Genomic DNA, 18,059 nt, shown 5'->3' with positions numbered 1-18,059 from the left:
CATACGGGATTAGACCCCATCCGCTAACCATGACGGAGATGTAACCCCGCCGGACAAGAAATTTGCTATACTTGAGGGTGTAAATCGCCGGCCGAGATGAAACTGAGCCTCAAGCGACTGTTCGGGAGATCGATGACCGGGGGATTGGACCTGGCCGAAGCGCCCACCCCGCCTTCGCCGCGATCAGCGGCGCGGAAGACGGCGCTCGTGTCTCTGGCACTCGTGCTTGCGATCGTGGGCACGCTTGCCGGCGGCTATTATTTCGCGATGCGGCCGGTGACGCTGAGGATCGCGGTCGGTCCCGCCAACAGCGATGACCTCAAGGTCGTGCAGGCGCTGACGCAGGCTTTCACTCAGAACAAAAGTCTTGTGCGGCTACGGCCGATCCAGACCGACGGCGCCACAGCCAGCGCCGAGGCGCTCGCGGAGGGCAAGGTTGATCTCGCCATCGTGCGCGGCGACGTCGACGTGCCGAAGAACGCGCAGGCGGTCGCGACCCTGCGCAAGAACGTCGTGGCGCTGTGGTCCGTGCCCGGCAAGGGCAAGAAGAAGGGCTCGAAGATCACCAAGATCGCGCAGCTCGCCGGCCATCGGGTCGGAGTGATCGGCCGCACCCAGGCCAACGTCAATCTGCTCAAGGTGATCCTCCAGCAATACGGCGTCGATCCTGCCAAGGTCGAGGTCATACAGTTCCCCGCCAATGAAGCCGCCGAGGCGATCAAGGCCCAGAAGGCCGATGCCTATCTCGCAGCCGGCCCTGTCAACAGCAAGATCACGTCGGACGCGATCGCCGCCACTGCCAAGGAGGGCGGGACGCCGGTCTTCCTCGCGATCGATTCCGCGGATGCGATCGCGCAGAACCATCCGGTTTATGAAGCCTCGGAGATTCCGGCCGGCACCTATGGCGGCTCACCCGTTCGCCCCGACGACGAGGTCAAGACGATCAGCTTTTCACACCACATCGTGGCGCGCAAAGGCGTATCCGAAACCAACATCGCCGCGTTCACGCGCCAGCTTTTTGCCGTGCGCCAGCAACTGGTGACGGAATTCCCGCTGGCGGCGAAGATCGAAACACCCGACACCGACAAGGACGCGGTGATCCCGGTGCATCCCGGCGCGGCCGCCTTCGTCGACGGCGAGGAAAAGACCTTCCTCGACAGATACAGCGATTACATCTGGTGGACGCTGATGGCGCTCTCGGCCATGGGCTCGATCGGCGCCTGGTTTGCGGGCTATTTGAAGAAGGACGAGCGCGACAACAACAACCATCAGCGTGAACGTCTGCTCGACATGATCGCGGCGGCACGCAAGAGCGAGACGACCGAAGACCTCGACCAGATGCAGACCGAGGCCGACGACATCCTGCGCAATACACTGCGCTGCTTCGATCACGGCGCGATCGAGGAAGCCGCGCTCACCGCCTTCAACATCGCGCTCGACCAGTTCCACGCGGCCGTCGCCGATCGCAAGGCGGTGCTATTCAGCCTGCCGCAGAACCTGCAGCGCGCCGGCGCACAGTTCAGGGCCGCCGGCAGCGCGTAAAAGCTTCCGCGCGTAATCGCGGCGTCACATTGTCTCAATATAGCGTCGGACTTCACCGTGCGGTCGCCTGAGCGATCGTCTCACGCGATATCGAGTCCGTCCCATGAACATCAAATTCTCCCGTCGCCGTTTCCTGACGACCAGTGCCGGCGCGCTTGGCGCGGTCGCAATGCCGCATCTCTCCCGCGCGGCCGACCGGCCGGCCGTGACCCACGGCGTGCAGTCGGGCGACGTCACCATCGACGGCGGCGTGGTCTGGGCGCGCGCCGACCGTCCCGCGCAGATGCTGGTCGAAGTGGCGACGACGGAGTCGTTCAGGGATGCTCGCGCGCTGCCGCCGATCTCAGCGCTGCCCGAAAGCGACTTCACCGCGAAGATGCTGATCGAAAACCTGCCTAGCGGACAGGACATCTTTTATCGCGTCCGCTTCCGCGACCTTTCGCACACCGCGGTGGTGGGCGAACCGGTGACCGGCCGCTTCCGCACCGCGCCCGCCGACCGCCGCGACGTCAGCTTCGTCTGGGGCGGCGACGTCGCCGGCCAGGGCTGGGGCATCAACCCCGACGACGGCGGCATGTTCACCTTCTCGGCGATGCGCAAGCACCGTCCGGATTTCTTCCTGCACTCCGGCGACACCATCTATGCCGACGGTCCCATCCAGTCCGAGGTGAAGCTCGCCGACGGCAAGATCTGGAAGAACGTCACCATCCCCGAGAAGGCCAAGGTCGCGGAGACGCTGGACGAGTACCGCGCCGCGCACAAATACAATTTTACTGACGACAATCTTCGCGCCTTCAATGCCGAAGTGCCGATCTTCGTGCAGTGGGACGACCATGAGGTGACCAACAACTGGTCGCTTTCGAAGGAGCTGCCGGCGATCTACAAGGAGCGCGACATCGCACTGCTTGCGGCCCGCGCGGGCCGTGCCTTCCACGAGATGTATCCGATGCGCGAGAGCATCGTCGAGCCCGGCCGCGTCTATCGCCAGATCTCCTATGGTCCTCATCTCGACGTGTTCGTGCTCGACGAGCGCAGCTATCGCGGCCCGAACGGCCCCAACCTCGAAACCGCTTACGACCCGGCCAGCTATTTCCTCGGCCCCGACCAGATCGCCTGGCTCAAGCGCGGCCTGTTGAATTCGCGCGCGACCTGGAAGGTGATCGCCTCCGACATGCCGCTCAGCCTCGTCGTGTCAGATACGGCAAAGGGTGGATCGGAAGCCATTGCGCAGGGCGACGGCCCGGTGCGCGGCCGCGAGTTCGAGATCGCCGACATCCTGCGCTTCATCAAGATGGCGCCGGTCAGCAACACCGTATGGCTGACGGCGGACGTGCATTACGCCGCCGCGCACTATTACGATCCGAACAAGGCCCAATTCCAGGATTTCGAGCCGTTCTGGGAGTTCGTGTCGGGCCCGCTTCACGCAGGCACATTCGGTCCGAACGCGATCGACAATACGTTTGGGCCGGAGGTGCGTTTCGTCAAGGCGCCGGGGAAAGACAACCAGAACCTGCCGCCGTCCGCCGGCATGCAGTTCTTCGGTCACGTCAAGATCGACGGCGCTTCCGGCCAGATGACGGTGACCTTGCGCGACCGCGCCGATGTCGCGCTGTGGTCGACCACGCTCGATCCGAAGCAGGCGTGACGCCGTATCGCTAGTCCGCCGCGCGTACCTGGAGCGCCGCCTCCAGCGCGTCGCTCGAACACGGCTTCTGCAATCGCGGTTGCCCGGCGAATTCGGGCGGGATGCGCGCGTCAGCGCCGTAGCCGGTGACGAAGACGAAGGGAATCTTCAGGGCCGCGAGCCGTTCGGCGACCGCAAAACTGTTCTCGCGACTTAATCCCACGTCGAGCAAGGCGAATTCGGGGGCATGCGCCGCGATTGCGGTCAGCGCCTGCGCGACTGAACCTACCGTGCGCACGCTCTTCACACCAAATCCGAGCAGGCGATCCTCGAAGTCGATCGCGATGATCGGATCGTCCTCGACGATGAGGACATCGGCGGGACAGTTTGAACCATCGGAAACAGCGGGTGCCATCATCGTAACTTGGAGCATGAGGTTCTCTGACTGGGATACCGGGTCACGACGCCTGTACCTAGCGCGAAGGGTTCCCGGAACGAAACCACCACATCACAGTTGTCAGGTCTGTCTACTTGTGCACACAGGACCTCGTCGGAACTCGCTAATGTGGAGGCGGATGGGAGTTTAAGATGGACGCGCGGACCAGCAACGCCACCGAGATCGATAGCCGGCCGACCAACAATCTGCTGCGGCGCTTGAGCCACGCCGACTACGCGCTGCTCGCACCGCACATTACCGTCGACACGGCCGGGGCGAGCGAGCTGCTCTACAATCCCGGCGACGACGTCCAGGTCGTCCATTTCCCTTGCGGACCATCGCTCGCGACTTTCCTCGTTCCCAATGAGGACGGCCGTGACGTCGAGACCATCCTGGTGGGCCGCGAAGGCGCAGTGGGCGGTATCGTCAGCGAGGGCTATCTGCCGGCCTATACTCGGATCTGCGTGAAATTCGGCGGACCGTTTGCGCGAATTCACGTCAGCAAGCTGGAGGCCGCCAAGCAGCGCTCGTCCTCGTTGCGACATGTCTTCGCTCGCTACGCCGACTGCATGCTGGCGCAGATCTTCCAGTCCACCGCCTGCAACGCCATTCACTCGATCGAGCAGCGCACTGCCAAATGGATGCTGGCGGCGATGGAGCGGACCGGCGACGAGAGCAGCGTGCCGCTGACCCATGAGCAGCTCGCGACACTGCTCGGTGTCGGCCGCAGCTATGCCAGCCGCGTGCTCCAGTCGTTCAAGGCGGAAGGTGTGCTCGACACGCGGCGCGGATCGATTCTGGTCCGTAACCGCGAGGGCCTGCGCCTGCGCGCCTGCCGGTGCAACGAGGCCGTGAAGATGCACTTCGAGGAAGTGCTGCGCGGCGTCTATCCGACCGAGGAGCGGCAAGCCGGCTAGCCGCCCGCCTCGCTCCTCTTCGGGGATAAGAAGGGGCCGCACTATCCCGCCGGGCGGGAACCTGGGCTAATGTCCCCGCATGAGCGGGGCTTTCCTTCACACTCTCTTCGACGTGGCAGCATGGCTGGCTGCGGCCGTGGCGCTCTACTGGCTGTCGCGACAGGGCTTGCAGTTTCCGACGCAATCCTTCGAACGGTCCTACCTCGCCGCTTTGGTGTTCGGTGCAGGCCTCGGCGCCTATCTGTTCGGCTCCGCCAATCTGTGGCTGTCAGGCCAGAGCGGCATCGCGCGCTCCGTGGAAGGTGCGCTCGCCGGCGGCATCGTGGCGATCGAGCTCTACAAATGGTCCGCAGGGATCACCGTCCGAACGGGCGCCCGTTTTGCGCTGCCGCTGGCGATCGGCATCGCGATCGGCCGGCTCGGCTGCTATTTCGCGGGCCTCGACGATTTCACCTACGGCACGCCGACGGCATGGCCCTGGGGCCACGATTTCGGCGACGGCATCCTTAGGCATCCCGTGCAGCTCTACGAAAGCGTCGCTATGGGGGTGTTCGCGCTGCTCTACGTGCTGGCGGTCTTGAACCGGAGCGCGTTTGTGATCACCAATGGTTTCTACCTCGTCCTCGTCTACTATGGTGCACAGCGCTTCCTGTGGGAATTTCTCAAGCCCTACGGCACGCTGATCGGCCCCTTCACGCTGTTTCACCTGCTGTCGCTGTCCATCCTGCTCTACGCCGTCGTCATGCTGGCGACGGCGCCCAAAGCGAGACCCATGCATGAACGCGCCGTTGCGTAAGTCGCGCCCCTATATCTTCTGGGGCCAGACCCAATCTCTCTGCGAGACCTGCCTGAAGCTGGTGCCCGCTAAGATCCAGATCCTCGACAACGAGGTCTGGTACGAGAAGCGCTGCAAGGAGCATGGCGTCCAGTCCACGCTTGTGTCGACGGACGCAGCCTATTGGCGCCTGTGCAAGGATTTCATCAAGCCCGGCGACCGGCCGCTCGCCTTTCAACGGCATACCGAATTCGGCTGCCCCTATGATTGCGGCCTGTGCCCTGACCACGAGCAGCATTCCTGCCTGGCGCTGATCGAGATCACCGAGCATTGCAATCTGACCTGCCCGGTGTGCTTTGCCGATTCCTCGCCGGCGCGGACCAGCTTCACGCCGCTGGCCAAGGTCGAGCGAATGCTCGACGCGCTGGTCGCGAGCGAGGGCGAGCCTGACCTCGTGCAGATCTCCGGCGGCGAGCCGACGCTGCATCCGGACTTCTTCGCGATCCTCGATGCGGTGCGCGCGCGCCCGATCCGCCATGTCATGATCAACACCAACGGCCTGCGTATCGCCCGCGAAAAGGATTTCGTGGCGCGGCTCGCCGAGAACAAGCGCGGGCTCGAGGTCTATCTCCAGTTCGACTCGCTCGAACGCGACGCTTTGATCAATCTGCGCGGCGCGGATTTGCGCAAGATCCGCCAGCAGGCGCTGGAAAATCTCGAGCATTACGGCGTGTCGACCACGCTGGTCGCGACCATCAAGCGCGGCGTCAACGATGCCGAGATCGGCGACATCGTTCGCCACGCGCTGACCTGGAAATGCGTGCGCGGCGTCACGCTGCAGCCGGTGCAGGATGCCGGCCGCAACGAGAATTTCGACAAGAACACCGACCGCATCATGCTGTCGGAGATTCGCAAGCGCGTGGTCGAAACCGGCGTATTCGGCGACAAGGACATGATCCCGCTGCCCTGCAACCCCGAAAGCATCTCGATCGGTTACGGCCTGCGCAACGGCGAGAAAGTGCTGCCGCTGACCTCGCTGATCCCACAGGAGCAGCTCGTCGCATTGTTGCCCAATACGATAAGCCCAGAGAAGCATCCGGCGCTGAGGGAGAAATTCATCGACCTGTTTTCGCTGTCCTCGGGACCGCTGAACACGAGCGAGCGCGTCTGCGAATTGCTGTGCTGCCTGCCGAGCTTCGAGGTGCCGCAGGGCATCACTTACGAGAACGTATTCCGCGTCACCATCGTGCAATTTCTCGACCGCTTCAATTTCTGCGTCGGCAACGTCAAGCGCAGCTGCATCCATTTCGTCACCGAGAACGGCGCGATCATCCCGTTCGACACCTACAATCTGTTCTACCGGAACGGAAAGATCGACGGCATCCGCGCCGAACTGGCGGCGCAGTCAACCGAAGGAGCCCTGCAGGCATGAGCATCAGCGACACGCCTTCACCAGCCCCGCCGGGACCGCCTCCTGCCCCGCCGAACAAGCGCAGCGGCTGCCTGACCGCGCTCATGGCGATCTTCGGGATCATCCTGCTGCTGCCCGGCGCCTGTGCACTCCTGTTCGGCGGAATCTCGATATCCGACAGAGGCCGGATCGATTCCGACGTCGCGCCCCTGGTGTTCCTGGGCCTGGTCGTGGGGCTGGGTGGGGCCGCCCTGATCTGGGCCGCCATCAAGGGCCGGCGCGGCTGAGCCCGGCTTTTTGCCTAACCCCCGGGAATCCCCGGACAAAATTCAATCAACCAACGGCCAAAGAACACATTGTTTTTTGGCCGTTTTTGCCTATATTGCGCCGCAACGCGTAGGGTGCCCGGTCGATATGCCGGGCTTTCCCTTTTGGGCGGAAAGCGCCCCGTTTCCAGTCTTCAAGCGTTGTTTCGAGAAGAGGTCCCGGTCTGACCGGCGAGATCGCGCTTAACCCATTGTCCGACCGCAAAGAAGCCCACTCATGAACCTTCGCAACATCGCCATCATCGCCCACGTCGACCACGGCAAGACGACCCTGGTCGACCGCCTCCTCCAGCAATCCGGCACCTATCGCGAGAACCAGAAGGTGACAGAGCGCGCCATGGACTCCAACGATCTGGAGCGCGAGCGCGGCATCACCATTCTGGCCAAGGCGGCCTCGGTGCAGTGGAAGGACACCCGCATCAACATCGTCGACACCCCCGGCCACGCCGATTTCGGCGGCGAGGTCGAGCGCATCCTCAACATGGTGGACGGCGCGCTGGTGCTGGTCGACGCCGCCGAAGGCCCGCTGCCGCAGACCAAATTCGTGGTCTCCAAGGCGCTCAAGGTCGGTTTGAAGCCGATCGTCGTCATCAACAAGGTTGACCGTCCCGACGCGCGGGCGACCGAAGTCATCAACGAGGTGTTCGACCTGTTCGCGGCGCTCGACGCCAGCGAGGAGCAGCTCGACTTCCCGATCCTCTACGGGTCGGCCAAGCAGGGCTGGATGGCCGAGAGCCCGGACGGGTCGCACGAAGCCGGCATGCAGCCGCTGTTCGACCTGATCGTGCGCCATGTCGCGCCGCCGACCGTCGAGGAAGGCCCGTTCCGCATGATCGGCACCATTCTGGAAGCCAACCCCTATCTCGGCCGCATCATCACCGGCCGCATCTCTTCCGGTTCGATCAAGCCGAACCAGGCCGTGAAGGTGCTCGGCGCCGACGGCAAGACCATCGAGACCGGCCGCATCACCAAGATCCTCGCCTTCCGCGGCATCGAGCGCACCCCGCTCGACGAAGCCGAGGCAGGCGACATCGTCGCGATCGCCGGCCTGACCAAGGGCACCGTCGCCGACACCTTCTGCGATCCGTCGGTCGACACCCCGCTCGTGGCGCAGCCGATCGACCCGCCGACCGTGTCGATGTCCTTCATCGTCAACAACTCGCCGCTCGCCGGCACCGAAGGCGACAAGGTGACCAGCCGCATGATCCGCGACCGCCTGCTGCGCGAGTCCGAGGGCAACGTTGCGCTGCGGGTCGTCGAAGCCTCGGACAAGGACGCGATGGAAGTTTCGGGCCGCGGCGAATTGCAGCTCGCGATCCTGATCGAGACCATGCGCCGCGAAGGCTTCGAGCTTTCGGTGTCACGTCCGCGCGTCGTGCTGCAGAAGGACGAGGCCACCGGCGCCACCCTGGAGCCGATCGAGGAAGTCGTCATCGACGTCGACGAGGAGCATTCCGGCGTCGTCGTGCAGAAGATGAGCGAGCGCAAGTCCGAGCTGATCGAGATGAAGCCGTCCGGCGGCAACCGTTTGCGCCTTGTGTTCTACGCGCCGACCCGCGGCCTGATCGGCTATCAGGGCGAACTGCTCACCGACACGCGCGGCACCGCGATCATGAACCGCCTGTTCCACGGCTACGCGCCGTACAAGGGCGAGATCCAGGGCCGCCGCAACGGCGTGCTGATCTCCAACGATCAGGGCGAGGCGGTGGCTTACGCGATGTTCAAGCTGGAAGATCGCGGCCCGATGATGATCGAGCCGGGCTGGAAGGTCTACAAGGGCATGATCGTCGGCGAGCATACCCGCGACAACGACCTCGAGATCAACGTGCTCAAGGGCAAGCAGCTCACCAACATCCGCACCACGTCGAAGGATGAAGCGGTGCGCCTGACCCCGCCGATCCGCATGACGCTCGAAAAGGCGCTGGCCTATATCGAGGACGATGAGCTGGTGGAGATCACGCCGAAGTCGATCCGCCTGCGCAAGCGGCATCTCGATCCTAACGAGCGCAAGCGCGCGGAAAAGTCCAAGGAAGCGGTGGCTTAAGCTACCGCTCGCAACTCTGTCATGCCCCCGGCTCGACCGGGGCATCCAGTACGCCGCGGCTCATCAGTTCGACCACAAATGTCTCTGGAATACTGGATCACCCGCCTGCGCGGGTGATGACAGCTGTGCTTGAGGCGGCTTCAGCACTCTTCGCGAACGTGCTAGAGCCCGCGCATGAGTTCCCTTCCCTCCTCCGTTGACGTCGCGATCATCGGTGCGGGCGCCGCCGGCCTCGGCGCGGCGCATGCGCTGGCAGGCTCCGGCCTCTCCGTGGTCGTGCTGGAGGCGCGCGACCGGCTCGGCGGCCGAGCCTGGACGGTGCAGGCCTCGCCCGAAGTCACCTTCGACGTCGGCTGCGGCTGGCTGCACTCCGCGGACAACAACTCCTTCGTCGCGATTGCGAAACAGCTCGGTTTCGAGGTCAACAAGGACCTGCCACCCTGGCGCGAGCGCGCCTATGGCAACGCGTTTGCGAAAGCCGAGCGCGACGATTTCATGCACGCGATGGACGCCTTCTATCAGCGGCTGTGGAAGGCCGCCCTGAAGGGCCAGGATGTCCCCGCGAGCTTGAGCCTGGAGCCCGGCAATCGCTGGAATCCCATGATCGACGCGATCTCGACCTACATCAACGGTTGCGAACTGAAGGACATGTCGACGCTGGACTGGAACGCCTATGAGGACAGCGACCTCAACTGGCGCGTCCGCCGCGGCTACGGCGCTCTGATCGCAGCCTATGGCGCGCCCTGCCCGTTGGCGCTGAACTGCAGCGTCACGCTGGTCGATCATTCGGACAAGCGCATCCGCATCGAGACATCGCAGGGCACGCTGACCGCGGACAAGGTGATCGTCACCGTGCCGACCAATCTTATCGCCAATGAGGCCATCCGCTTCTCGCCACCTCTCCCCGCCAAGGTCGATGCCGCGGCCGGCCTGCCGCTCGGGGTCGACGACAAGGTGACGTTGGCGCTCGAGGACGCCGAAGCCTTCCCGAAGGAAGGTAATTTGCGCGGCGCCACGATGCGCACCGACATGGGCACCTATCATATCCGCCCGTTCGGCCAGCCCTGCATCGAAGGCTTTTTCGGCGGCAGCTTTGCGCGCGAACTGGAAGACGCCGGCGACGGCGCTCTTGCAGCGCAAAGCATCGACGAGATCGCAGGCTTACTCGGCAACGACATCAAGGGAAAGCTGAAGCCGCTCTGCGAGTCGCGCTGGGCGCATGATCCTTTCGCAAGAGGCTCCTATTCGCACGCGCTGCCGGGCCACGCCGGCGACCGCGCCATACTGGCAGCGCCGGTGGACGGACGGCTGTTCTTTGCGGGAGAGGCGACATCGCCGAACTTTTTCTCGACGGCGCACGGGGCAAGGGACAGCGGCGAACGGGCGGCACAGGAAGTGCTGGAAGTTCTGGGCACACCGTAACCACACACGCCGTCATTGCGAGCGCAGCGAAGCAATCCAGAATCTTTCCGCAGCGGCAGCCTGGATTGCTTCGCTGCGCTCGCAATGACGAATTACTCGATCACCCGCGCCCGCAAGTCGGCATCCGGTACGAAGCACGAATCATACTTGCCGAAGATGCGGTAGCGGTTGCGCGCGACGAGGCTGTACATCGGGTCGCGCAACGCTTTCGGCACAGCGAATAGCATGCTCACCCAGCCCCAGCCGGGGAGCTGCGACAGCACCGTCAGCGCGGCGTCCGACTTCATGAACACCTCGCCGCCATGGATAACAGCGTTTGTGTCCGGATCATCCGGATCGATGCCGAACGTGCGTGCGAGCCTAGCACCATAGTCCGACTGGATCGGCGTGAAGCGAAATCGCCTCGCCGTGTCGCGCGCGGCCACGAATCGCACCCAGCGCGAGCAGAAGATGCAGACGCCGTCGAATAGGATGATGTCATCGTCGGGCCATTTGGGCATCAGCGATTATCCAACATCAAAAGCGCGACAAGCATCAGCACGATGGCCGGTCCCGTCTTCACCAGTGCGCCGAGCGGCTCGATCCAGAGGTCGGGCGCGAGGATCGCCGCACCGAGCATATAGCCGAGCGAGGCGAGGATGCCGGAGACGAGTCCGACCGCAGCAGTGCGACGGAAGGCGATCAGCCCGCCGATGCTCATGTCCATCACGCTGGTGCCGATGTTAATGGGATCAATCAGTGCCGGTGAGAAACCGTGCGCGGATAAAATGTCGGCGGCGGCGCGATAGGACACGAACAACGCGATGAAGCCGGAGACGATCCAGAACGCGACCAAACTGGCGAAGATCAGCGCCTTGACTAAGAACAGCCGCGCGAACCATTTGTCCTGGATGGTGGCGGGATGGCGCCCCATCGCCTCCGTCAACGTCTTCGGCGCGATGCCCGTGGCGGCGATCCACGTCGAGGGATCTCCGCTCACGCCGCGGCGCAGCTCGGCGATGGCCGTGGAGCGCATCGGCGGCATCCAGCCAAGATAGCTGGCGACGTCGCCGCCTTTCGCGCCGAGATCGAGCATGAAGGACGGCATCGCGACGCGCAACCAGCCGGCCGTGCCGAACGCGATACGAAACTGCTCGATGACGCCAGCCATTGTGATCGGTTCGACCTGCATCAGGTCCCAGTTCACGGCCTTCACCGATGCGTCATCGATATCGCGCGCGGCAAGCCAGGCAATGGTGGCGGAAATATCCTCGACAGCAACGGGCTGGAACGGCGTCGCCATCTCCTTCTCCGGCAGGTCGAGCGGAAAGGCCGCAAGCGCGCGGAGCATCGCACTGCCGCCATAGGCCGACGGCGCGACCACGAAACCGGGCCGCAGGATGGCGTGGGGAAGGCCGGAAGCCGCGATCATACGTTCGGCCTCACGCTTCGTTGTTGCGAACGCGGTTCGATCCTCGCCCGCGGTCCCGGGAATCGAGATGTGCACCAACCGGATCGCACGGCCGCTGCCGCCAATCGCCTGAAGCAATCGTGCGACGAGATTCCGATGCACCGCGTTGGTGTCGCTGCCGGGTCCGTCCTGGAGCACACCGAGGCAGTTCACGACGACATCGACCGCGTACTCGCCGAGGAGGTGCGCCAGCGCGGCTACCTCGAGCGAGAGGATCGGCAGCTCGATGTCCAGCGTGCTCATCTTGTGGGCGGGCGACAGGCTGCGCGCCACCCCGATCACGCGAAGTCCCTGCGCGCGAAGAGCGTCGGTGACATAGCGACCGATCAGGCCTGAGGCGCCGAGCACGAGAATGGTTCGCTGGCTCATGACCCTCCTCAAAACGGTTTTGCGATCATCAGCCAGAGGATCAGCATCGTGGCCCCGAAGCCGGGGAAACCGAACGCGAACCAGCGGCGAAACAGGACGAAATAGCGCTGCGGAAGCGCGCCACGCTGCTCGGCGGCCTTCCGCGCGAGGTCGCGCATCTCGATCTGCATGAAGATCACGGGGATCCAGAACAAGCCAGCAATTGCATAGAGCGCAAGGGAGGCGAGCAGCCAGCGCTCGGCGACCGATGTTGCCGAGAGCATCATCAGCAGGCCGCCCGTGACCGGCTGGAGGATCACGGCGGACAACGTGAAGATCGCGTCGGCGATCACGACTACCGAAGCGGTGCGCGCGATGAACGCCACGTCGTTCGTGCGATGTGCCATCAGCATGAAGAAGGCAATACCGGTTCCGGTGCCGAGGATGACGATAGCTCCGAGCACATGCAGATATTTGATGAGGAAATACAGCGTCATGGCTTCTTGGTCACCACGGGCTTGGGCAGGTTCAACCCACGCGCAAGCTCGGCACTCGCGGCTTTGACGCCGGCCTCGGTTTCGATCATCCAGTGGCCCTCGCTGCCGACGGCCGGCGTCGTGCGGAAGTCGACCTTGCCACCGCCGCCGCGAAACGCATCGACCAACGCAAGCGAAAATGCCGGTGCAAAGTAGCTGTCATTGGCGGCAACCAGCCACGTGATGGGGATGCGCGCGGCCTTGCCGAATTCAGCCGCCGCGGCGAGAAGTGTATGCGGCGCGCAGATCCGGTTCGGCTCGTCATTGGCATAGCCGCCACGGCCCGGCGCAATGGCGATGATGGCGGAGATCGCCTTCGGATCGGCATTCGCGAGCGCCAGCGCGCCCCAACCGCCGGCGGAATGTCCGATCACGATCGCGGCGTCGTTCCGGATAAAATCCTGCTTTCGCACATAGTCCAGCGCGAGCGCGATTTCGTCGGCCGTTGCGCGGCCCGAGCGCACATAGTCCGCCTCGTCGCAGCCACCCTGGTCCTCGACATAACGGCCGCCTGTTACGCCATGGCCGAGCCGTTCCGGCACCAGCACGGCGAAGCCGCGCGCGATGAGGAACGCAGCGAGCGCGCGGTATTCCGGCTGAGACATTTGCGCGCGCCGCAACCCATTTTGCGTCGAAGCATGCGCGATCACCGCAAGCCGGAACGGGCCGGCACCCGGCGGGCGAAACAGCAAGGCATGAGCGGCGATGTCGGTATCCGGCGACGGCACGTGCCATTGCTGACGGCGAAACGGATCGCCCTCCGCTCCGGACGAACCAAAAATGACCTGAGCGCACACAGGCGGCGCAGTCAGCAAGGCCAACAGAGCCAGGAGCACGAGAATGTTGAGGAGCCGCATGAATGGCCGGAGGCGAGAACAGCGACAGTTAGACTAGTAGGAACGAATCAATATCGGCAGACTTTCTGCGTTGCCATTGCCGTTCATTCGTTGCCGCAAAGCAGTTTTGCACCGACGCAGAGCACCCCGGTGCCATTCGAATCGGCGTCTTGTCTTTTTTCGGTACAACATGGTTCAAATACTGATGCAGAAAGTCCACAGGTTAACCGATAATTAAGGATAGGTCTTGCCGCCGGCGCGGCGACTTGGTTTGATCACGTCCATGAGCACAACCCTGATCGAGGTCCGGCCGGCCAAAGCCGCAGATGCAACTGCGGTGGCGTCCACCCATGACGAAGCCTGGCGCTCCGCCTATCAGGGCATCATTCCCGGCGCCGAACTGGAAAAGCTGATCAACCGCCGCGGTCCGCAATGGTGGGACAGCGCGATCCGCAAGGGCAGCCGCGTCAGCGTGCTGGTGTTCGGCGACAAGATCGCAGGCTACGCCAATTACGGCCGCAACCGCGCCCGCAGCCTGCATTTCGACGGCGAGGTCTACGAGCTCTATCTGCGTCCCGAATTCCAGGGCCTGGGCTTCGGCCGCCGCCTGTTCACCGCGGCCCGCCGCGACCTGATGCAGAGCGGCCTGAAGAGCATGGTGGTGTGGGCGCTCTCGGACAACGATCCGGCCACCGAGTTCTACCGTGCCTTGGGCGGCCGCATGGTGGCGCGCTCCTCGGAGCGTTTCGGGCCGAAGTCGCTCGACAAGGTTGCCTTCGCTTGGACCAATTGAGCTGCTGAAGTCCGGCCGGCAGCAATTCCCTTCCGTCGATACCGCTGCCTTTTGAGCCGGTGATCGCCGGATTCATTATTTCACAAAAACGCGATGGATCAGCGGGCCAAGCCCGCGTATGACAGCGCCAAAATCGCTGCCGGGTGCGATTTAACCTCGGCAACAACGGAGCCTTGAATGCGTATCGATGCGATCTCGATCGGGAAAAACGTACCCAATGACATCAACGTCATCATCGAAGTCCCCGTGGGCGGCGAACCGATCAAATACGAGATGGACAAGGAAGCGGGCACGCTGGTGGTCGACCGCTTCCTCTACACTCCGATGCGTTACCCCGGAAACTACGGCTTCATCCCGCACACGCTGTCCGATGACGGCGATCCCTGCGACGTCCTCATCATCAACACTCGCGCTATCATCCCAGGCGCGGTCATGAGCGTGCGCCCGGTCGGCGTTCTGTTCATGGAAGACGAGGCCGGCGGTGACGAGAAGATTCTGGCGGTGCCTTCGTCCAAGCTCACCCAGCGCTACGACAAGGTGAAGTCGTATTCCGACCTGCCGGACATCACGCTCCAGCAGATCCAGCACTTCTTCGAGCACTACAAGGATCTCGAACCAGGCAAGTGGGTGAAGATCCTGCGTTGGGGCGGCCCCGAGGATGCGCACAAGCTGATCCTCGAAGGCATAGATCGCGAGAAGAAGAAGAACGGGTAGGTCTTTTGTCCCGGACGCAGCGCACCGTGACGACGCGCTGCTGAGCCGGGGCCAGTACTGCGGTGCCATGCGTCCCGGCTCAGCGTCGCGTCATTTCATGCCGCGCCGCGTCCGGGACACGAGAGTGGCGTTACACCGCCGGTTTCGGCAGCCCTGCAATTGCGCAGGCCGCGCGCAACGTGTTCACCAGCAGGCAGGCGACTGTCATCTGACCGACGCCGCCCGGCACCGGCGTGATGGCGCCAGCCACTGCGAGCGCTTCCTGATAGGCAACGTCGCCGACGAGACGCGTCTTGCCGTCGTCCTTCGGGATCCGGTTGATGCCGACGTCGATCACGGTCGCCCCCGGCTTCAGCCAGTCGCCGCGCACCATCTCGGACTTTCCGACCGCGGCATAGACGAGGTCTGCGCGCTTGACGAGCCCGGGCAGGTCGCGCGAGCGCGAATGCGCGATGGTCACCGTGGCGTTCTCGTTCAGCAACAGTTGCACCAGCGGACGGCCGACGAGGTTGGATCGGCCGATGACGATGGCGTTCATGCCTTCGAGCGAAGCATGCACGCTCTTGGTCAAAATGATGCAGCCGAGCGGCGTGCAGGGCGACAGCGCCTCGAAACCGCCGGCGAGGCGGCCGGCATTGTTCGGATGCAGCCCATCGACATCCTTGGCGGGATCGATGGCATTGACGACGGTCTCGGTGTCGAGGCCCTTGGGCAGCGGCAGTTGCACCAGAATACCGTGCACGGCGGGATCGCGGTTGAGTTTTGCGACCAGCGCCAGGAGATCTGCTTGCGAGACGTCGGCCGGCAGCTTGTGCTCGAACGAGGCCATGCCGGCGGCCTGGGTCTGGGTATGTTTCGAGCGGACATAGACCTCGCTGGCGGGGTCGCTGCCGACCAGGACCACCGCAAGGCCCGGTACCAGATTGTGCTCGCGTTTGACGCGTGCGACCTCGTCGGCGACGCGGGCGCGAAGTTCCGCGGCGATGACTTTTCCGTCGATGATCTTGGCGGTCATGTCAGTTCCCTCAGTCCGTCGATTTGGCTGATGCGAGCTGGCGCAGGGCCTCTCCGAGCCGCGCCGGATCGCCGTCGACCGCGATCTGCTTCAACCGCGAGGTCGCTCCCGACAGGAGCTTGACGCTGGCCTTGGGCACGCCCAGCGATTTCGCCAGCAGCACCAGAACGGCCTTGTTGGCCTCGCCGCCATCGGCGATGGCGCGCACCCGCACCTTGAGCACGCTGCGGCCATCGGAGAGCTGCTCGATCCCGTCGATGTCGTCACGGCCGCCGCGCGGCGTTACCCGCAGCGCGATGCTGATTCCTGCGGCCCCGTAACGCCAAGGTTCCTTGATGACAAGGTTCTTTGGCAACCCGGGGCGCTCCAGCCTGCTTAGATCACGTTCGGGTAGATGTAATACAGGATCACCCGCTCGATGAACATGATGAGCAGGATCAGGATGATGGGTGAGATGTCGAGGCCGCCGAGGCTGGGCAGGAAATTGCGAATCGGCGCCAGGACCGGCTCCGTGATTCGGTACAGGAACTCCGCCACCGCCGACACGAACTGGTTGCGGGTATTTACGACGTTGAAGGCGATCAGCCAGGACAGGATCGCGGACGCGATCAGCAGCCAGACGTAGAGGTCGAGCACGATGATGACGATGTCGAGAACGGCACGCATGGCTTTTAAAAACTCTGGCTGCGGTCGGGATTGACGTCTTTTGCTAGATATCGGTTCCCCCCGGTCCAAACAAGGGAAGTCGGTGCCGGGATGGCTAAAACCGGGTTACAGCCGTCCTTGACTTGACCTTGGCGGGGACTTAAATGGCGCCCGGTTGTCGGCCGCATTGACCAGAGCGGCCTACAAAAGGGGCCATAGCTCAGCTGGGAGAGCGCGTCGTTCGCAATGACGAGGTCGGCGGTTCGATCCCGCCTGGCTCCACCAGCCTTCGCTCGCTTCGCGAGCTACGGCTCGGCAAGCCCGGAAGGTCTCTCGCAGCGAAGTAAGCGAAGGCTGCCGCGGCGTAGCCCGAAGGGCGAAGCCGGGCTCCATCCGCCCCCCTACTTCCCCGTAAATCTCGGCGGCCGCTTCTCCATGAAGCTTGCGACCCCCTCCCGGAAATCGCTGCCGTTCAGCGCCACCATCATGTCCCGGTTGGCCGCGATCGTCGCCTCCGCCAGCGTCTGGAACGGCACCTCGTAGAGCTGCCGCTTGATCACGGCCATCGCGCTCGGCGAGACGAAATCGGCGAGGTCGCGCGCATAGGCATAGGTCTCCTCGCGGAGTTTTTCCGGCGAGCAGAGCCGGTTGACCAGCCCGATCCGCAACGCCTCGTCACTCGAAACGCGCCGCGCCGAGAGCAACAGATCCATCGCGTTGGCGTGGCCGACGATTCGCGGCAGCATCCAGCTGATGCCGTGCTCTGCGATCAATCCGCGCCGCGCGAAGGCTGTCGTGAACACCGTGTTGTCGGCGGCAAAGCGCAGGTCGCAATAGAGCGCGTGGACGAGGCCGATGCCGGCGGTCGCGCCGTTGAGCATGGCGATGACGGGCTTTCCGATCGACGGATAGAAGCCATAGCGCGTCTGCCAATCGGGCCGCCGGTTCATGTCGAAGGGCGGCAGGTTCGACGCGCGCCTGACATCATCGGGGTCGAGCCCCTTCAATGCGTCCATGTCGGCACCGGCGCAAAAGGCACGGCCCGCGCCGGTGATGACGATGACGCGGACATTGTCATCGGCGCTCGATGCTTCCATTGCGTGGCGCACGTCGCGCTCCATGATCGGCGTCCACGCATTCATGCGGTCGGGACGGTTGAGCGTGATGGTCGCGACCTTGTCACGGACCTCATAGAGAATGTGTTCGTAGGCCATGGCGCTCTCCC

Annotated in this window: 19 protein-coding genes and 1 tRNA gene; 11 read left to right on the top strand and 9 right to left on the bottom strand. The window is 63.9% G+C overall.

Annotation, left to right across the window (positions count from 1 at the left end):
• Positions 1-96: 96 nt before the first annotated feature.
• Both IVB48_RS29325 and IVB48_RS29320 read left to right on the top strand, forming a co-directional pair.
• The gene (locus tag IVB48_RS29325) at positions 97-1,542 is read left to right on the top strand and encodes a TAXI family TRAP transporter solute-binding subunit (RefSeq protein ID WP_247405408.1); all 1,446 of its coding nucleotides are present in this window, start codon (positions 97-99) and stop codon (positions 1,540-1,542) included.
• Between the two features lie 103 nt (positions 1,543-1,645).
• Positions 1,646-3,187: an alkaline phosphatase D family protein gene (locus IVB48_RS29320; protein WP_247405405.1), complete on the top strand. Its 1,542-nt coding sequence runs from the start codon at positions 1,646-1,648 to the stop codon at positions 3,185-3,187.
• Positions 3,188-3,197: 10 nt separating this feature from the next.
• On the opposite strand, the gene IVB48_RS29315 is transcribed toward IVB48_RS29320, so the two are convergent.
• The gene (locus IVB48_RS29315) at positions 3,198-3,599 is read right to left on the bottom strand and encodes a response regulator (RefSeq protein WP_027566333.1); all 402 of its coding nucleotides are present in this window, start codon (positions 3,597-3,599) and stop codon (positions 3,198-3,200) included.
• A 155-nt stretch (positions 3,600-3,754) separates the two neighbouring features.
• On the opposite strand from IVB48_RS29315, the gene IVB48_RS29310 reads away from it, so the two are divergent.
• The 6 genes from IVB48_RS29310 (at position 3,755) to IVB48_RS29285 (ending at position 10,497) form a co-directional block, all read left to right on the top strand.
• Positions 3,755-4,519 carry a Crp/Fnr family transcriptional regulator gene (locus tag IVB48_RS29310; protein WP_027566332.1) on the top strand — a complete coding sequence of 255 codons (765 nt, stop codon included), beginning with the start codon at positions 3,755-3,757 and terminating at the stop codon, positions 4,517-4,519.
• Between the two features lie 79 nt (positions 4,520-4,598).
• A complete protein-coding gene (locus tag IVB48_RS29305) occupies positions 4,599-5,315 on the top strand; it encodes a prolipoprotein diacylglyceryl transferase family protein (protein WP_247284970.1) in 717 nt (238 codons plus the stop codon).
• The gene (locus IVB48_RS29300; RefSeq protein ID WP_027566330.1) at positions 5,296-6,726 is read left to right on the top strand and encodes a radical SAM protein; all 1,431 of its coding nucleotides are present in this window, start codon (positions 5,296-5,298) and stop codon (positions 6,724-6,726) included. The genes IVB48_RS29305 and IVB48_RS29300 overlap by 20 nt, the downstream gene beginning before the upstream one ends.
• Positions 6,723-6,992, top strand: a complete 270-nt coding sequence (locus tag IVB48_RS29295; protein WP_247405402.1) for a hypothetical protein — start codon at positions 6,723-6,725, stop codon at positions 6,990-6,992. Before IVB48_RS29300 ends, IVB48_RS29295 begins: the two co-directional genes overlap by 4 nt.
• Before the next feature lie 256 nt (positions 6,993-7,248).
• The gene (gene typA / locus IVB48_RS29290; protein ID WP_007598731.1) at positions 7,249-9,075 is read left to right on the top strand and encodes a translational GTPase TypA; all 1,827 of its coding nucleotides are present in this window, start codon (positions 7,249-7,251) and stop codon (positions 9,073-9,075) included.
• Between the two features lie 174 nt (positions 9,076-9,249).
• Positions 9,250-10,497 carry an NAD(P)/FAD-dependent oxidoreductase gene (locus tag IVB48_RS29285; protein WP_247405399.1) on the top strand — a complete coding sequence of 416 codons (1,248 nt, stop codon included), beginning with the start codon at positions 9,250-9,252 and terminating at the stop codon, positions 10,495-10,497.
• Positions 10,498-10,589: 92 nt separating this feature from the next.
• On the opposite strand, the gene IVB48_RS29280 is transcribed toward IVB48_RS29285, so the two are convergent.
• Genes IVB48_RS29280 through IVB48_RS29265 form a run of 4 tightly spaced genes read right to left on the bottom strand, consistent with a single transcriptional unit; the run spans position 10,590 to position 13,688 of the window.
• Complete coding sequence (locus IVB48_RS29280; RefSeq protein ID WP_247405396.1) at positions 10,590-10,997, bottom strand: DCC1-like thiol-disulfide oxidoreductase family protein; 408 nt, start codon at positions 10,995-10,997, stop codon at positions 10,590-10,592.
• The gene (locus tag IVB48_RS29275; RefSeq protein WP_247405393.1) at positions 10,997-12,316 is read right to left on the bottom strand and encodes an SDR family oxidoreductase; all 1,320 of its coding nucleotides are present in this window, start codon (positions 12,314-12,316) and stop codon (positions 10,997-10,999) included. The genes IVB48_RS29280 and IVB48_RS29275 overlap by 1 nt, the downstream gene beginning before the upstream one ends.
• A gap of 8 nt (positions 12,317-12,324) precedes the next feature.
• Entirely contained in the window at positions 12,325-12,792 is a 468-nt protein-coding gene (locus tag IVB48_RS29270; protein WP_247405390.1) for a DUF2269 domain-containing protein, read from the bottom strand.
• Positions 12,789-13,688, bottom strand: coding sequence for an alpha/beta fold hydrolase (locus IVB48_RS29265; RefSeq protein ID WP_247405387.1), 900 nt, complete (start codon positions 13,686-13,688; stop codon positions 12,789-12,791). Before IVB48_RS29265 ends, IVB48_RS29270 begins: the two co-directional genes overlap by 4 nt.
• A gap of 262 nt (positions 13,689-13,950) precedes the next feature.
• Between IVB48_RS29265 and IVB48_RS29260 the strand changes: the two genes are divergently transcribed.
• Positions 13,951-14,460, top strand: a complete 510-nt coding sequence (locus IVB48_RS29260) for a GNAT family N-acetyltransferase (protein ID WP_007598725.1) — start codon at positions 13,951-13,953, stop codon at positions 14,458-14,460.
• 177 nt (positions 14,461-14,637) lie between these two features.
• Positions 14,638-15,174, top strand: a complete 537-nt coding sequence (gene ppa / locus IVB48_RS29255) for an inorganic diphosphatase (protein ID WP_247405384.1) — start codon at positions 14,638-14,640, stop codon at positions 15,172-15,174.
• 130 nt (positions 15,175-15,304) lie between these two features.
• Here the strand turns inward: ppa and folD are convergent, their stop codons facing one another.
• Genes folD through IVB48_RS29240 form a run of 3 tightly spaced genes read right to left on the bottom strand, consistent with a single transcriptional unit; the run spans position 15,305 to position 16,855 of the window.
• The gene (gene folD, locus IVB48_RS29250) at positions 15,305-16,189 is read right to left on the bottom strand and encodes a bifunctional methylenetetrahydrofolate dehydrogenase/methenyltetrahydrofolate cyclohydrolase FolD (RefSeq protein ID WP_247405380.1); all 885 of its coding nucleotides are present in this window, start codon (positions 16,187-16,189) and stop codon (positions 15,305-15,307) included.
• 10 nt (positions 16,190-16,199) lie between these two features.
• The gene (locus IVB48_RS29245; protein WP_027566322.1) at positions 16,200-16,544 is read right to left on the bottom strand and encodes a DUF167 domain-containing protein; all 345 of its coding nucleotides are present in this window, start codon (positions 16,542-16,544) and stop codon (positions 16,200-16,202) included.
• 20 nt (positions 16,545-16,564) lie between these two features.
• The gene (locus tag IVB48_RS29240; RefSeq protein WP_007598721.1) at positions 16,565-16,855 is read right to left on the bottom strand and encodes a YggT family protein; all 291 of its coding nucleotides are present in this window, start codon (positions 16,853-16,855) and stop codon (positions 16,565-16,567) included.
• 188 nt (positions 16,856-17,043) lie between these two features.
• On the opposite strand from IVB48_RS29240, the gene IVB48_RS29235 reads away from it, so the two are divergent.
• A tRNA-Ala gene (locus tag IVB48_RS29235) sits at positions 17,044-17,119 on the top strand.
• Between the two features lie 116 nt (positions 17,120-17,235).
• On the opposite strand, the gene IVB48_RS29230 is transcribed toward IVB48_RS29235, so the two are convergent.
• Positions 17,236-18,048, bottom strand: coding sequence for an enoyl-CoA hydratase (locus tag IVB48_RS29230; protein WP_247405377.1), 813 nt, complete (start codon positions 18,046-18,048; stop codon positions 17,236-17,238).
• Positions 18,049-18,059: the final 11 nt, after the last annotated feature.

Origin of the sequence: Bradyrhizobium sp. 76 (genome assembly GCF_023073025.1) — a bacterium.
In the GTDB taxonomy this organism is placed as follows: Bacteria; Pseudomonadota; Alphaproteobacteria; order Rhizobiales; family Xanthobacteraceae; genus Bradyrhizobium.
The sequence above is the reverse complement of the archived record's forward strand: the minus strand, read 5'-3'. Positions and strand labels throughout refer to the sequence as shown.